Raw genomic sequence first — 15,056 nt, 5'->3', positions numbered from 1 at the left:
GGCGCCCCTTCAGCGCACATTGCTAGCGCTGGTCTAGGGGAAACCAATAATGAAAAACCCTTACGCTCTCGGCTTCTGGTGCGCCATCGCAGCGCTGGTGCTGCTCTCGGCCACCTATTTCTACGGCATCATGCTGGCCCACCAGATCGACAAGGCGATGGTGTTCCTCGACAGCGCGACCGCGCTGATCGCGGTCATGGCGATCGTCGTGGTGGCGTGGGCGTCGGTGCAGGTGCAGCGGGTCAAGAAACGACAGCTTGAACAGGGCAGGACCCTGGTGCTGATCTGGGACACCAAAGTCGCCCTGCGTCGGGTCGAAACCGTGTTCGACCGGTATTTCTGGGGCAGCTACTGGCAGCCGGGTCGCACCTTCGCCGAAGTCATGGGCGAACTCACCGGCACGCCACTGGAAAAAAGCCTCGAAGCGCTGAAGAAGCAGTGCCTGGAACTCGACAAGCAAATTGATGGCGAGGGCTGGCATTGGTTGAACAACGCCCGGGAATTGTCCGATGTCGCCACGGCCATGGCCCGTGAGCGCTATCAACTGGACTTCTGCGACCCCCGCGCCGACGGGCCGGGCGGGGCGGTGATCGACCGGGATTTTGAAGTGCTGGTGTACACCTGGACCGCACGGCTGAAGAGCTTTGATCATCAACTCGATGAGATTGAGGTTCAGTACTCCTGATTTTCTGCTGAATCATCTGGCCCCTTCGCGAGCAAGCTCGCTCCCACAGGTACAGCGTTGTCCTTGTGGGAGCGAGCTTGCTCGCGAAGGCGGACTGAAAAACACCGAAACTCTTCCCGCCTGTCGACTGTCCACAATTCCTATAGACACTCTTTAACCTTTAAACATTGGGCCTCCTCGCGTGCCCGGTGCTAATCTCCACCGCTGAATTCAGCGCAGTCGAGCCGCGACCCGATCACGGGTTCAGGGAAGACAACCACACTCACAGCCACGGAAATCGATCAGGTCATTCATGAATAAATCAGCAGGCGTGCTACTCGGGATTGTTGTTGCGATCGGTGCCATCAGCGCCGGCGGGGCCTGGTATACCGGGACCAAGATCGAAGGCGTGCTGAACAACGCCGTCACCAACGCCAACAAAGAGCTGCAGACCGCGATGGCCGGCTCCAATGGCACCGCGTCGCTGGAGCTGGTGTCGCTGGAGCGTCACACCTTCACCAGCACCGCGCACTACCGCCTCAAGGGCGAAGGCGAGATGTTCGGTGACAAACCGGTCGAGCTGCTGTTTGTCGACCACATCGAGCACGGCCCGCTGCCGTTCTCGCGCCTGGTGTCGCTGAAATGGCTGCCGGTCATGGCCACCAGCAACTATGAGCTGGAAAAGAACGCCGCCACTGAAAAATGGTTCGCCGCCGCCAAGGGCGCTGCACCGCTCAAAGGCGTGACCAACATCGGCTACGACGAATCCACCACCAGCACCGTCGACCTGCTGCCGCTGGAAACCGCGCTGGATGAACAGTCCAGCCTGAAGTTCTCCGGCCTGACCCTGAACATCTCCGCCAGTGCCCAGGCACAGAAGGTCAAGGCGGACGGCTATATGGACAACCTGAAACTGGTCACCGTCGCCGAAGATCAGGCGCCCGTGCAGGTCGAGCTCAACGGTCTGACCCTGGCCAGCAACCTCGCCAAGAGCAGCTATGGCTACTACACCGGCGAAAACACCCTGGAGCTGACCAATAGCAAGACCACCTTCGGCACCCAACAGTCGGTGCTCGGCGTGAAGAACTTCGAAATGAAGAACCTCACCGAAGAAAGCGGCAGCAATGCCTCGGGCCGCGCCGATTACAAGATTGGCGAAATCAGCCTCAACGACAAGAAAATCGGTTCGGCCGCCATGGCCATGAGCCTGAAAAACCTCGATATCCCGTCGACCATGTCGCTGATGCAGATCTACCAGACCAAACTGCAGCCGTATGAAAAAGCCGCCGCCGAAGCTGCCGAAGCCGGCTTGCCGGCTCCCGAGCTGAATCTGACCGAAGCGGAAAATGCGCAAGTCAAAGCTGACCTGCAGAAACTGCTGGCCGCCGGGCCGCAAGTGGCGCTGGAAAACCTGTCGCTGAAAACCGCCAACGGTGAGAGCCGCGCCAATCTGGTGGTCGACCTGACCAAGCCGCAGTCGATGGACCTGCCGCCGGATCAGCTGGGCAAGCAACTGATTGCCCTGCTGGACCTGAATATCCAGGTGTCCAAGCCGATGCTGATCGACCTGCTCAGCGTGCAGGCGCAACTGGATGGCCAGACCGACGCCAAAGCGATTGTCGATCAGTCCAAAGAGGCGGCCGACATGTTTGCCGGCATGGCCGTCGGTTCGCAGTTGGCGACCCTGGATGGCACCAACGTCGTGACCAAGCTGCATTACGCCGCCAATCAAGTGGAGTTCAACGGCCAGAAAATGACCGTTGAGCAGTTCGTCGGCTTCCTGATGAGCAAATTCGCCGGCGTCACGCAAGTGCAGTAATACTGCGCGCTAAATGAAAACGCCCGGCCTCTGCATTGCGCAGACGCCGGGCGTTTTGCTGTCTGGCGTTCGGGGTTGCGGTGCCACGATGGAATCGCCGGCACGATTCTGAACAATTATTGCGTTGCGGATCCTGGTCTACGCTTGCGTGCAAGACTGCCTGACTAAGCTTGGCCGTGGATGGTTGATCGCGGCCATCGTTACGAATGGGCAAGGAGGGCATTGCGACCCGGCTAGCCATGTAAGGATGCTGACGAATGCCGCGTATTGATGTTCCCGTATTACATCGTGGTTTACGCCCATTGTTTCGTGTCGCGCTGTGCAGCCAATTGCTCTGGCCGGCACTGGCGTTTGCCGACACACCCTACGATCAAATGGTGCGCGACGCCCGTGCCGGGCAGTACACGCCTGCACTGACGGTATTGCGTCAGGTGCCTCCCGGCCAGTCGACGACCGGGCAGGTCAGCGATCACCTGCAAATCGCCAGCTGGGCCGGTCTTGATGCCGAAGTGGTGCAGGTTTATGAGACCCAGGGCCGCGACCGCGTCCTGCCGGTTCAGGCGCTGACCGCCACGGCGCGCGCCTACCGCAACCTCAAGCGCTGGGATCAAGCCACTCAGGTCTATAACAAGGCCCTGGCGCTGGAGCCGGATAACGCTGATCTGCAACTCGGTCTGGCCTTGACTCAGGCCGACGCCGGCAAACCCGACGAAGCGGTGACCCGCGCCAAAGCGCTGGTGGCGGCCAGACCCGATGACCCTGCGCGTCGTCTGGCACTGGGGTACGCCCTGACCCGTGACAACAAACCCTACGACGCTTTGTTCGAATACGATCAGGCCTTCATCCGCGCCGGCAGCAAGCCGGAAGTTGCCCGAGAATACGTGGTCGCCCTGCAAAAGGCGCGTCTGCCGGAGCCGGCGTTGCGCCTGGCCAATCAACGCCCCGGGCTGATCGATCCGGTCATCCTGCGTCGCCTCGAAGGCGATCTGGCCGCCGAACGCGTGCGCCTCGCCGAGCTCGCCACCCGCAGTGAGAAAGAGCACTACGTCATCGCCGACCGGGCGCTGGCCGACTACGACAAACTCCTCGCCACCTGGACGCCCGACGCGACTGCACACGATGACGTGATCCGCTGGCGCATCGACCGCATGGGCGCGCTCAAGGCCCGGGCGCGCACCGCCGACGTCATTGCTGAATATCAAAAGCTGCACGCCGAAGGCGTGAACATTCCGACCTATGCCCTGCGCTGGGTGGCGGCGGCCTATCTGGACCAGCGTGAGCCGGAAATCGCCACCGACCTCTATCGCCAAGTGCTGTCGGCACCCGACGCGGATGTCGGTGATCGCCTCGAAGATTCCACCGCGCTGTATTACTCGTTGCTGGAAAGCGACCGCGCCGAAGAGGCCCGCAAGGTCGCCGAAGACTTGGCCAAGACCCAGCGTCCGCGCATCGAACTCAAGGGCTTGCCGATCGGCAACCCCAACCATGAATGGATGGACGCCCAGCAGTTGGCCGCGCAGGCCGGCACCTATGGTTCCGACTTGCCCCACAGCGAAGAACGCCTGCAGACGCTGGTCGATCAGGCCCCCGGCAATGTCGGCCTGCGTCTGGCCCAGGCCGACCTGTATCTGGCGCGGCAATGGCCGCGCCGTGCGGAAATCCAGCTCAAGGAAACCGAGAGCATGGTGCCGCGCAACATGGGCCTGGAAGTCGCGCAGGCGCGCACGGCGATGACGCTGCAGGAATGGCGGCAGATGGATGCGCTGACCGATGACGTGGTCGCGCGATTCCCTGATAACCGTCAGGTCCAGCGGGCGGCGCGTGAGCGCGAAGTGCATGACATGTCCGAACTGCGCGTCGAAGCCTACGGCGGCAAGGCCAACGGTGGCGGCAGTGGCGACGCAGGAGCCGTCAGTGGCAGCCGCGATTTTGGCATTCAGAGCACCCTGTACAGCCCACCGATTGATGAAGACTGGCGGGTGTTCGCCGGCGTCGGCTACGCCACTGGCGATTTTGCCGAAGGCACCGGCAACCACCGTTTCCAGCGTGTGGGCCTGGAGCGGCGTACCCGCGATATGACCCTCGAAGCGGAAGTCTCCAACCATTCCTACGGTTTTGGTGACAAGCAGGGCGCACGACTGGCGATCGCCCGCGACATCAATGACCACTGGCAATACGGCGGCAGCCTCGAATACCTGTCGGCCGAGACACCGCTGCGCGCGCTCAACAGCGATATCAAGGCCAACGGTGGCAGCGGTTTCATTCGCTGGCGCGCCAACGAAAGCCGCGAGTGGCGCCTGTCGGTGAGTCCATCGCATTTCAGCGACGGCAACAACCGCGTCGAGGCCTTGCTCACCGGGCGCGAGGGCGTCTACAGCGCACCGAACGTGCAGGTCGACGCCGGTCTGGAAGTCGGCACCAGCCACAACTCCAATTCCGAGGATGTGCCGTACTTCAACCCGAAATCCGACTTCAGCGTGATGCCGCTGGTCAACGTCAATCACGTGCTCTACCACCGCTACGAAACCTCCTGGAGCCAGCAGTTCCAGGCCGGTGCGGGCACGTACAGCCAGCGTGATCACGGCACCGGCGGCATGGCGCTGCTCGGTTACGGCCAGCGTTATGCCTGGAACGACGTGTTCGAGGTGGGCGGCTTGTTCAGTGTGATCAACCGGCCCTACGACGGTGATCGGGAAACTGATCTGCGTCTGCTCGTCGACCTCACTTTCCGCTTCTAGAAGAGTTTGAAGATGCCTTTGATTTCGCGTTTCATCCTTCTGCTGGGAGTGCTGCTGGTCAGCGCCTGCGCCCAGCAAGCCCCGGCCTTCGCACCGCCGTCCGAACGCCCGCTGGCGGCCAGTGAAAAACCGTGGCCGAAAAATCACGTGCTCGGCATTGCTTATCACGACGTCGAAGACCGCGACCCTGATCAGGCGGTGGTGGCGGTGCGCACCGAGCGCATGATCGAGCAGCTCGCCTGGTTGCGCGAGAACGGCTACAAACCGGTGACGGTCGACCAGATCATGGCCGCGCGCAAGGGCGGCCCGGAGCTGCCGGCGAAAGCGATCCTGCTCAGTTTCGACGACGGTTATTCGAGCTTTTATACCCGCGTGCTGCCGGTGCTGCGCGCCTACAACTGGCACGCCTTGCTGGCCCCCGTCGGCGTCTGGATCGACACGCCGCTCAATCAACCGGTGGACTTCGCTGGCGCCCCGCGCGCGCGTTCCGATTTCCTGACCTGGGATCAGATCCGCGAAATCTCGCAATCCGGTCTGGTGGAAATCGCCGCCCACACCGACGCCAGTCACAAAGGCATCCTCGCCAACCCGCAGGGCAACATGCAGCCGGCAGCGGCCACCCGACGCTACGATCCGGTGACCAAACGCTACGAGTCCGAAGAGGATTTCCGTGCACGGATCCGCAACGACGTCGCGACCATCTCGGAAAAGATTCGCAAGGTCACGGGCTACAAGCCGCGCATCTGGGTCTGGCCTTACGGCGCGGCGGACGGTACTTCGCTGGCGGTGATCGGCGACCAGGGCTACGAAATGGCCCTGACCCTCGACGACGGTCTCGATGCCCTCGACAACCTGATGAGCAGCCCGCGCTTCCTGGTTTCCTCCGATCCCGATGGCGAGGTGTTCTCCAATAGCATCGTCGACGTGCAGTCGGATTTCGTCATGCGTGTGGTGCACGTCGATCTGGACAACGTCTACGACCCGGACCCGGCACAACAGGACATCAACCTCGGCAAACTGGTGCAGCGCATGGCCGACATGGGCGCCAACACGGTGTTCCTGCAAGCCTTTGCCGACCCGAAGGGCGATGGTCTGGTGCACTCGCTGTACTTCCCCAACCGTCACTTGCCGGTACGTGCGGATATTTTTAACCGCGTCGCCTGGCAACTACGTACCCGCGCTAACGTGAAGGTCTTCGCGTGGATGCCGGTGCTGAGTTTTGGTCTCGACTCGAAACTGCCGCGCGTGACCCGGTGGGACCCGAAAACCGGCATCACCTCGGTGGATCCGGATCAGTACCAACGCTTGTCGCCGTTCGATCCTGAAGTGCGACGGATCATCGGCGAAATCTATGAAGACGTGGCACGGCTGACGTCGGTCAACGGCATCCTCTATCACGACGACGCGATTCTGTCGGACTTCGAGGATGCCGGCCCCGAGGCGTTGAAAGCCTACGTCGCCCACGGTTTGCCAGGTTCGATTGCCGCCCTGCGCGATGATCCGGCGGCAATGCAGCGCTGGACGCGGTTCAAGAGCCGCTACCTGATCGACTTCACCAACGAGCTGACCGCCAAAGTCCGCGCCATTCGGGGCCCGCAGGTGCTGACCGCGCGCAATATTTTCGCCGAGCCGATGCTCAATCCCGACAGCGAAGCCTGGTACGCGCAGAACCTCGACGACTTCTTGCAGACCTACGACTGGACCGCGCCGATGGCCATGCCATTGATGGAAAAACAGACCCAGGCCGAGTCCGGCCCGTGGCTGGAAACCCTGGTGCAAACCGTCAGCAAGCGCCCCGGTGCCCTGAACCGCACGGTGTTCGAGTTGCAGGCTCGCGACTGGACGAAAAAAGATCAGGCCGACATCGACGGCGCGCACCTCGCCGACTGGATGGGCCGCCTCAAGCGTCAGGGCGCGACCAGTTTCGGTTACTACCCGGACAACTTCCTCGACAACCTGCCGGACCTGAAAACCGTAAGGCCTGCACTCTCCAACAAATGGAACCCATGACATGCTGGATAGACTGTTAGCCCTGCTTGTTCTGGCGCTCGTCCTCGGCGTGCCGCTGGGACTGATCTTCCTGGTCACCGGGCAGTTCCTGATGGACTTCGTGTTTTTCTACCCGTTGTTCATGTCCGGGTTGTGGATTGCCGGCGGCCTGTATTTCTGGCTGCACTGGGAACGCCACTGGCCGTGGAAGGACGACACCCTGCCACCGCCCCTGGCGGGCGAACCGCTGATCTCGATTCTGATCCCTTGCTACAACGAAGGTGACAACGCCGCCGATACGATCCACGCGGCGCTGGCCCAGCATTACCCGAACATCGAAGTCATCGCGATCAACGACGGCTCCAAGGACAACACCGCCGAAGTCCTCGACCGCCAGGCCAAGGAAGACCCACGCCTGCGCGTGCTGCATCTGGCGGAAAACCAGGGCAAGGCGGTCGCCCTGCGCATGGGCGCGATTGCCGCGCGCAGTGAATATCTGGTGTGCATCGACGGTGATGCGTTGCTGGCGCCGAATACGGCGGCCTATCTGGTCGCGCCGATGCTGGATAACGCACGCCTTGGCGCGGTGACCGGCAACCCGCGAATTCGTACGCGCTCGACGCTGGTCGGGCGGGTTCAGGTCGGCGAGTTCTCGTCGATCATCGGCTTGATCAAACGTACGCAACGGGTGTTCGGACGGATCTTTACCGTGTCGGGGGTGATCGTCGCATTCCGCCGTACGGCGCTGAATCGGGTGGGCTACTGGAGCCCGGACATGATCACCGAAGACATCGACATCAGCTGGAAGCTGCAACTCGATCACTGGAGCATCTTCTACGAGCCGCGCGCGCTGTGCTGGATTCTCATGCCGGAAACCCTCGGCGGTCTGTGGAAGCAGCGCCTGCGCTGGGCCCAGGGCGGTGCCGAAGTGCTGTTCAAGAACATCCGCGGCATCTGGCAGTACCGTCACCGTTATCTGTGGCCGCTGCTGTTCGAATACTGCCTGTCGACCGGTTGGGCGTTTACCTTCCTGTTGTCGGTGATTTTCTGGGGCGTCGGCAAGTTTGTGGTCATGCCAGAGTCGATTGCCGTGCATCACCTGATGCCGCCGGCGTTTACCGGGCTGTTGCTGGCGTTCGTCTGCCTGGTGCAGTTCGCGGTCAGCATCATCATCGACCGGCGCTACGAGCCGGGGTTGGGCAAGACTATGTTCTGGGTAGTCTGGTACCCGATCGCGTTCTGGCTGGTCAGCCTGCTGACCACGCTGGTCAGCTTCCCCAAAGTGTTGTTCGGCCAGCATCAGAAACGGGCGCGTTGGGTCAGCCCTGACCGCGGCATCAAACCGATCGGGGACGACGAAGAGGAGGTCATCAAATGAAAATCATCCGGACCCGCCAGCGGCCTTTTCTGGTCGTGGTCGATGTGATTCTTACCGTGGTGGCGTGGGTGGGGCTGCTGTTCTTGCTGATACGCGGACTGTGGCCGCTGATCGAAACTCATGCGGGTGGGCCACGCATCGACAATTCGGCGTTCGAAGCGCTGGGCACTTTGCAGATTTATCTGTGGGTGGCGCTGGTCAACGCGGTGATTCTGATCGGTTGGGCGCGTTATCAGCAGCGCAAGAGCAGAAGCTTCGCCCAGCGCCGCTTGCCCGCGCCGGTGGTCGATGATGAAGGGCTGACCAAGAGTTTTCGTCTGTGCGATGACCGCTTGCAGAAGCTGCGTACCCCTGGGGTCATGACCATCCATAACGATCAGGAAGGGGACATCAGCCATGTGGTGACGCATTTCTGGCCGGTTCAGCAGCAGGATTTGCCACCGCCGCTGGCACCGCTGGAGCACCCGCGGGTGATCTTTCTGCATGCTGAAGATGACGATAATCGCGAACCGGTGAGCCGCCTGACCTGAGCTGGAAATACCCCTTTAGGCGCTGCCGAAGGGGGTGATCGTCCCACGCAGGGAGCGTTGACGAGGTTAATCGCCGATCAGGGTCCAGGCCTCCGCAATGGGCAGCGGCTGCTTCATCCGCTCCGCCAGTAGCGCCATCGCCCGTTCTTTTTCGCAGGCCACGGCCGCCACCACCACGCCATTCTTTGCGAACAGGCCGATAAAGGGTGGCTGTTCGGGTTCGCCCATGAACTCGACCTCATCCCACTGTTCGGCGTGGCCAAGGTAGTCGTAATTCTTGCCGAAATGCCAGGTCCAGAAAAACGGCACGTCGAGGTAATGCTCTTCACCGCCGAGCATATTGGCAGCGGCGATGCGTGCGTGTTGCTGGGCCAGGCGCCAGTGTTCGATGCGTTGCAACTGGCCGTTCAGCGGAAACGTGGCGATGTCGCCGATGGCCCACAGCCCTTCGCTGACGCGCATGCCGCCATCAACGCGCAATGACTGATCTTTTTCTTTCGGCAATGACGCGAACGCCTCGGTGGCCGGGTGTACGCCGACCCCGGCCAGCACCAGATCTGCCGAAAGACGCAGGCCATTGTCCAGCAATACGGCTTCGACCTTGCCATCGCCGATGATCTCGGTGGCGGAGTGCTCGGTGATGAATTTCACCCCGTTCTGTTCGTGCAGTGCGCGAATGGCCAGGCCTACGGTCTCGCCGAACTGGGCCGCGAAAGGGATGGCGTGGCGCGCGAGTACCGTGACGTCGAGGCCGTGCTGGCGCAAGGCCGAGGCGCATTCGAGAGCGATGAAGCTGTCGCCGATGATGACGACGCGCTGATCCGCTCTGGCAGTGCGCATGATCTGTTCGGCCTGGGCTTTTGAGCGCAGGACGAACACGTGGGGCAGTTCAGCACCGGGTAACTTCAGCGGGTTGGGTTCGCCACCCGTGGCCAGTACGGCGGCGTCATAGTTCAGGGTCTGGCCATCGTTGAGCTGCAGGATTTTGGCCTGGGCATCCAGTGCGGTGATTTCGCTGTGCAGGCGTTCGATGCGCTGCTCTTTATAGAAAACTTCATCGCGCAACGCCGGGGTTTCTGCTGCCGGCGTTTCCCCGGCGAGGACAAACTTGCTCAGCACCGTACGGTCGTAACCGGCGTCCGGTTCGCGGTCGATCAGGATGATCCGGCCACCAAAGCCTTTCTCCCGCAGCGCCGCCGCACAGGCTGTGCCGGCGGCCCCTGCGCCGACAACCACGAACAGGCGCGGGTCATCGGCCGGGGGCGTGTGTGGATCTGCCAGCGGCTGGTCATCGACCCACACCTCGTCGCCGCGCACCTCCAGCGGATAACGTTTGAGGCTGTCGAGCGCCGGCGGCTCGCACAGCGCGCCGTCCTCGGCGCGAAAAGCGGCCTTGTGCCACGGGCAGATCAGGCGTCCGTGACACAACGCACCGTCAGCCAGCGGCGCCCCGGCATGCGGGCATTCGCCCTGAAAGGCGCGGAGCTGGCCGCTGGCGCGCAGCAGGACGATCTTGCAGTCGCCGATTTCGACGGGCAGGCCACGGTCTTCAGGGATATCGGCGATACGGGCGACACGGTGCAGGGACATGTTCGGCTTCCTCGCAGGCATTTCTCTTACGAGTTTGCGCATCAGTGCGAGGTTCAGCCATTTGCTACTGCCACGGCACGAACGGTACAGCTATAGTTTGCAGGCCGACGACGGCCCAACTGCACAAGGTGCTCCCGGAATGACCCGATTGACCTCTCTCAACCCATGGCTGGCGGCCCTCGCCGTCACCCTTTGCGTGCAGTTTCCGGCGCAGGCCCAGGAGCGCTTTACCCTGAACATCCCGGGTGTTTCCGATAACCGGCTGTTCACCTCGGCGGCGGCCAGCGATGCGCCCGGTTGCGGCGGCAAGAACCAGTCGCCAGCCCTGAGCTGGAACGCCGGCCCTGCCGGTACCCAGAGCTATGCGATCGTGATGCACGATCCGGATGGCCAGAAAGGCCTGGGCGTCGATCACTGGATTCATTACGGCATCAAGTCCACCACGCACCAGATTGCGGCAGGCGTCGGTGCCAAATCCGCGCTGGAAGGCGTTGGCGGCACCAACAGCAAGGGCAACACCCATTACATGGGGCCGTGCCCGCCAGTGGGCGACAGTGCGCACCACTACATCATCCAGATCTACGCCCTGGATCTGGCGCCGGATGCACTGCCGGCCGGTCTGACCCGCGCCGAGCTGATGGAAAAAATCAAAGGCCATGTGCTGCGCAACAGCAGTGCGGTGCGGCGTTATCACCGCTGAAGATTTTTTTGCGGCGTTTAACCCGAACTGAACGGGCTGCCCGTCTCAGGGGATGAATGATCACTTTCATCCCGAGGTCAGCCCCCATGTCTCATTCTCTTTTGCGTCCTGTTGCGGTCGGTGTGCTGCTGGCGCTCGCCGGTTGCGGTGTTTCGTCCACACCCGATTCCGCTGCAGTGCCACCGGCGGCACAGCCTGAAGTGCTGGTTCAGCAGGAAGCCGCGATGGCGGGTGGGGCGATGGCCAAGCGTATGGCCCGGCCGGCGCCGATCGCCAGTTTCGCCGCGATGCCCGGCGCAGACAGTTATCCACAGGGCTATCGCGATGAGTCGCGCGAGCAGTATCAGGCGCTGGCCGACAACCCGATCCACAGTGTCGCCGAAACCCCGGTTTCAACCTTCAGCGCTGATGTCGACACGGGGGCGTACGCCAATGTCCGCCGCTTGCTCAATCAAGGCCGACTGCCACCGGAGGGTGCGGTGCGACTGGAGGAAATGGTCAATTACTTCCCTTATGACTACGCGTTGCCCAGCGATGGCTCGCCTTTCGGTGTGACCACTGAACTGGCGGCCTCGCCGTGGAACCCGCACACGCGTTTGCTGCGCATTGGCATCAAGGCCTCCGACCATGCCGTGGCGGAACTGGCCCCGGCCAATCTGGTGTTTCTGGTGGACGTGTCCGGCTCGATGGATCGCCGCGAAGGCCTGCCGCTGGTCAAAAGCACGCTGAAGTTGTTGGTCGATCAGTTGCGCGAGCAGGACCGGGTGTCACTGGTGGTGTATGCCGGCGAATCCAGAGTGGTGCTGGAGCCGACTTCCGGACGCGAGAAAGCGAAAATTCGTACAGCCATCGAGCAATTGACCGCAGGCGGCTCCACCGCTGGCGCGTCGGGCATTGAACTGGCCTATCAAATGGCGCAGCAGGCGTTTATCCCCAAGGGCATCAATCGCATCCTGTTGGCCACCGACGGTGACTTCAATGTCGGCATCAGCGACTTCGACAGCCTCAAGCAAATGGCTGTGGATAAACGCAAGACCGGGATTTCCCTGACCACCCTGGGTTTTGGTGTGGATAACTACAATGAACACTTGATGGAGCAACTGGCCGACGCCGGTGACGGTAACTACGCCTACATCGACAACCTGCGCGAGGCGCGCAAGGTGTTGGTGGATCAGTTGAGTTCGACCCTCGCCGTGGTGGCGCAAAACGTCAAATTACAGGTGGAGTTCAACCCGGCGCAGGTCAGTGAGTATCGTCTGCTCGGCTACGAAAACCGCGCGTTGAAGCGTGAGGACTTCAGCAATGACAAGGTCGATGCCGGCGAGATCGGCGCAGGACACACCGTGACGGCGCTGTATGAAATTGTCCCGGCGGGTGAGAAGGGCTGGCTCGAGCCGTTGCGTTACGCTAAATCGGCGCCAGCGGTTTCCGAGAAGAATGGGGAATTGGCGATGCTGCGTGTGCGTTATCAACCGCCCGAAGGTGGGAAAAGTCTGCTGATCGAGCGGCCGATTGCCAATCAGGTCGCACCGGCCAGTGAAGACCTGCGGTTTGCCGCTGCGGTTGCGGCGTTTTCCCAGCAACTCAAGGACGGCCGCTACACCGGCGATTTCAGCCTCAAAGACACCGAAGCCCTGGCCCGTGGCGCACGGGGTGACGACCGCTTCGGCCTGCGTAGCGAGTTTGTGCAACTGGTCGAACTGGCGCAAAGCCTGCGCACCTCGACCGCATCCAATACGCTGGCCACTGAGCGACGGATTGAATAGTGAGTCGTCTGAAAGGCTTCATCAGTCAGCTGTTTGCTGCGCCAGACCGTTCAAGCGCCAGCAGCGATGACGCGCTGCTGGCGCGTTACCGCGAGGGCGACGGCGCGGCGTTCGAAATCCTGTACGCCCGCCATCGCCAGGGTTTGTATCGGTTTCTGCTCGGCTTGAGCGGTAAACCGGAACTGGCTGACGAAGTCTTTCAGGAGACCTGGCTGAGCCTGATCCGCAGCGCCAGTCAGCCACAAGGCCGGGCGACCTTTCGTACGTGGCTGTTCCAGATCGCGCGCAATCGCTTGATCGACCACTGGCGCAAACACGGCGCTCACCAGCCGCTGCACGACAGCTACGACGAACAGCTGCATGCGGTTGGCGACGGGACCAACGATCCCGAACAATTGTTGAACCTCAGCCGCGACAGCCAGCGCCTGGAAAGCGCCCTGCAAGCCTTGCCCGCCGACCAGCGGGAAGTGTTCCTGCTGCGCGCCCACGGCGACCTCGACCTGGCGCAAATCGCCAGCCTCACCGACACACCGCTGGAAACCGTTAAAAGCCGCTTGCGCTACGCCCAGCAAAAACTGCGTCGGCTGCTGGCCGAGGAGGTACTGACATGACTGACGCCCGCCAGACACCCGAAGAGCAACTGCTCAAGCACTATCGCGAGCAACACGACGCCGAACCACCGGCGCACCTCGATTCGTCGATTCTCTCGGCTGCCCGCCACAACGCCCCGGTACCGAAAACAAGCCTGTGGCAACGCTGGCTCGACGCCTGCCGCAAGCCGCGCTGGCAAGTCGCGTTCGCCAGCCTCGTTGGCGTGGCTTTGATGCTGTCCCTGGTCCAGCGTGCGCCCGACCCGCAGCCATCATTCGACTTTGCTCCACCCGCCAAATCCGCTGCGCCTCTTGCTCGCAAGCAAGCCCCGCAAATCTTGTCTGCCCCCGCTGGCGGCATGGCCGCACCAGCGCCGGCACCGATGATGGAAATGGCCGCACCGATGCAAAGCGAAGCGATCAGCGCCGACGAAGCCAGCACCAGCAAGCGCACCACCGCCCCGGCCAATGGTCTGGACGCGCAGCTGCGCGAAGTCCTGCGCCTGCGCGAATCCGGTCAATCCCAAGCCGCCGATGCGCTGTACAACAACCTGCACAAACGTTATCCCGACGTGGATCTCGACCTCCGCCTCGAACAAATCCGCAAGAACTGACCGCGTGTTCTCTCAGCCATTTGGCATCGACCCGCAAAAACGCGCACTATCGGGCCATAGCTGAAGCGCTGGAGAAACACCGTGGCACCAAAAATCGACCGCATCGCCCAACTCCTCAACTGCCCACAGAAGGGTGAGGAGATGCGGCGCGCGATTACCGAAGCTCGCAAGGAGTTTCTGCTGAACCAGTCGGAAGAAGACGTCGTGGAAGAAGACGAGGTTTTTGAGGAGATTGGGGAAGAAGAGGATGACGACGATTACGATGAGTTTGACTGGACGACGGAGTGACCGTCGCCTTAAGTCAGTATCGCGCCCACAAAAAAGCCTCGGACCATCACAGTCCGGGGCTTTCTCGTTTGAATCAATGGCGCACCAGGCGGGATTCGAACCCACGACCCCTGCCTTCGGAGGGCAGTACTCTATCCAGCTGAGCTACTGGTGCAGCGGGCGACATCATACCTAGGTCGGCTCGGGGCGTCCATGCCGGGATTTTGCGGGTTTTGTCAGGGCGCATGTCCGTTGAAATCGCTGCATTCCTTAAAGCTGTAACGTCCTGCAAAAGGCTCGCTTGGCGCTTTGGCAGGACTGTTCTATGGTTTTGCTGCGGCTGGGGTTTTGGCGCGTTGATCTGAAAAATCCAACAAAAGCGGCGTTTTTGTTCTTTTTTTCGAACGACCT

12 protein-coding genes and 1 tRNA gene are annotated in these 15,056 nt (G+C 61.8%); 11 read left to right on the top strand and 2 right to left on the bottom strand.

What is annotated here, in order from left to right:
* Window positions 1-49 precede the first annotated feature (49 nt).
* From K5Y35_RS06490 to pgaD, 6 genes are all read left to right on the top strand, one after another.
* On the top strand, window positions 50-685 hold the full coding sequence (locus K5Y35_RS06490; protein ID WP_123470404.1) for an NADH:ubiquinone oxidoreductase subunit N: 636 nt from the start codon (window positions 50-52) through the stop codon (window positions 683-685).
* A 292-nt stretch (window positions 686-977) separates the two neighbouring features.
* Window positions 978-2,483 carry a YdgA family protein gene (locus tag K5Y35_RS06485; RefSeq protein WP_123470406.1) on the top strand — a complete coding sequence of 502 codons (1,506 nt, stop codon included), beginning with the start codon at window positions 978-980 and terminating at the stop codon, window positions 2,481-2,483.
* Window positions 2,484-2,740: 257 nt separating this feature from the next.
* Window positions 2,741-5,221 carry a poly-beta-1,6 N-acetyl-D-glucosamine export porin PgaA gene (gene pgaA, locus K5Y35_RS06480; protein ID WP_222833922.1) on the top strand — a complete coding sequence of 827 codons (2,481 nt, stop codon included), beginning with the start codon at window positions 2,741-2,743 and terminating at the stop codon, window positions 5,219-5,221.
* Window positions 5,222-5,233: 12 nt separating this feature from the next.
* Window positions 5,234-7,231, top strand: coding sequence for a poly-beta-1,6-N-acetyl-D-glucosamine N-deacetylase PgaB (gene pgaB / locus K5Y35_RS06475; protein WP_186748096.1), 1,998 nt, complete (start codon window positions 5,234-5,236; stop codon window positions 7,229-7,231).
* 1 nt (window position 7,232) lies between these two features.
* Window positions 7,233-8,588, top strand: a complete 1,356-nt coding sequence (gene pgaC / locus K5Y35_RS06470; RefSeq protein ID WP_222833921.1) for a poly-beta-1,6-N-acetyl-D-glucosamine synthase — start codon at window positions 7,233-7,235, stop codon at window positions 8,586-8,588.
* The gene (gene pgaD, locus K5Y35_RS06465; RefSeq protein ID WP_123470414.1) at window positions 8,585-9,118 is read left to right on the top strand and encodes a poly-beta-1,6-N-acetyl-D-glucosamine biosynthesis protein PgaD; all 534 of its coding nucleotides are present in this window, start codon (window positions 8,585-8,587) and stop codon (window positions 9,116-9,118) included. The genes pgaC and pgaD overlap by 4 nt, the downstream gene beginning before the upstream one ends.
* 66 nt (window positions 9,119-9,184) lie before the next feature.
* Here pgaD and K5Y35_RS06460 read toward each other — a convergent pair whose 3' ends face one another.
* Window positions 9,185-10,708 (bottom strand): apoptosis inducing factor family protein, encoded by a 1,524-nt coding sequence (locus K5Y35_RS06460; protein WP_222833920.1) that lies wholly within the window; start codon window positions 10,706-10,708, stop codon window positions 9,185-9,187.
* 139 nt (window positions 10,709-10,847) lie between these two features.
* Here K5Y35_RS06460 and K5Y35_RS06455 point away from each other — a divergent pair, with 139 nt between their 5' ends.
* The 5 genes from K5Y35_RS06455 to K5Y35_RS06435 all read left to right on the top strand — a co-directional run bounded on the left by K5Y35_RS06455 (window position 10,848) and on the right by K5Y35_RS06435 (window position 14,666).
* Window positions 10,848-11,408 carry a YbhB/YbcL family Raf kinase inhibitor-like protein gene (locus K5Y35_RS06455; RefSeq protein ID WP_123470418.1) on the top strand — a complete coding sequence of 187 codons (561 nt, stop codon included), beginning with the start codon at window positions 10,848-10,850 and terminating at the stop codon, window positions 11,406-11,408.
* An 86-nt stretch (window positions 11,409-11,494) separates the two neighbouring features.
* A complete protein-coding gene (locus tag K5Y35_RS06450) occupies window positions 11,495-13,174 on the top strand; it encodes a vWA domain-containing protein (RefSeq protein WP_222833919.1) in 1,680 nt (559 codons plus the stop codon).
* Between the two features lie 29 nt (window positions 13,175-13,203).
* Complete coding sequence (locus K5Y35_RS06445; protein ID WP_261991816.1) at window positions 13,204-13,785, top strand: RNA polymerase sigma factor; 582 nt, start codon at window positions 13,204-13,206, stop codon at window positions 13,783-13,785.
* Window positions 13,782-14,378, top strand: a complete 597-nt coding sequence (locus K5Y35_RS06440) for a hypothetical protein (protein ID WP_222833917.1) — start codon at window positions 13,782-13,784, stop codon at window positions 14,376-14,378. Before K5Y35_RS06445 ends, K5Y35_RS06440 begins: the two co-directional genes overlap by 4 nt.
* Window positions 14,379-14,459: 81 nt before the next feature.
* Complete coding sequence (locus K5Y35_RS06435) at window positions 14,460-14,666, top strand: hypothetical protein (RefSeq protein ID WP_123470426.1); 207 nt, start codon at window positions 14,460-14,462, stop codon at window positions 14,664-14,666.
* Between the two features lie 77 nt (window positions 14,667-14,743).
* On the opposite strand, the gene K5Y35_RS06430 is transcribed toward K5Y35_RS06435, so the two are convergent.
* Window positions 14,744-14,820 (bottom strand) — tRNA-Arg (locus tag K5Y35_RS06430).
* Window positions 14,821-15,056 lie beyond the last annotated feature (236 nt).

The sequence above is a fragment of the Pseudomonas sp. SC3(2021) genome, assembly GCF_019856535.1.
Lineage (GTDB): Bacteria > Pseudomonadota > Gammaproteobacteria > Pseudomonadales > Pseudomonadaceae > Aquipseudomonas > Aquipseudomonas monsensis.
This window is presented reverse-complemented; position numbering and strand designations above follow the sequence as displayed.

Bases quoted from the DNA above. Each gene is read 5' to 3' on its own strand.
- K5Y35_RS06490 (WP_123470404.1), top strand. From the start codon at position 50: ATGAAAAACCCTTACGCTCTCGGCTTCTGGTGCGCCATCGCAGCGCTG.
- K5Y35_RS06485 (WP_123470406.1), top strand. From the start codon at position 978: ATGAATAAATCAGCAGGCGTGCTACTCGGGATTGTTGTTGCGATCGGT.
- pgaA (WP_222833922.1), top strand. From the start codon at position 2,741: ATGCCGCGTATTGATGTTCCCGTATTACATCGTGGTTTACGCCCATTG.
- pgaB (WP_186748096.1), top strand. From the start codon at position 5,234: ATGCCTTTGATTTCGCGTTTCATCCTTCTGCTGGGAGTGCTGCTGGTC.
- pgaC (WP_222833921.1), top strand. From the start codon at position 7,233: ATGCTGGATAGACTGTTAGCCCTGCTTGTTCTGGCGCTCGTCCTCGGC.
- pgaD (WP_123470414.1), top strand. From the start codon at position 8,585: ATGAAAATCATCCGGACCCGCCAGCGGCCTTTTCTGGTCGTGGTCGAT.
- K5Y35_RS06460 (WP_222833920.1), bottom strand. From the start codon at position 10,708: ATGTCCCTGCACCGTGTCGCCCGTATCGCCGATATCCCTGAAGACCGT.
- K5Y35_RS06455 (WP_123470418.1), top strand. From the start codon at position 10,848: ATGACCCGATTGACCTCTCTCAACCCATGGCTGGCGGCCCTCGCCGTC.
- K5Y35_RS06450 (WP_222833919.1), top strand. From the start codon at position 11,495: ATGTCTCATTCTCTTTTGCGTCCTGTTGCGGTCGGTGTGCTGCTGGCG.
- K5Y35_RS06440 (WP_222833917.1), top strand. From the start codon at position 13,782: ATGACTGACGCCCGCCAGACACCCGAAGAGCAACTGCTCAAGCACTAT.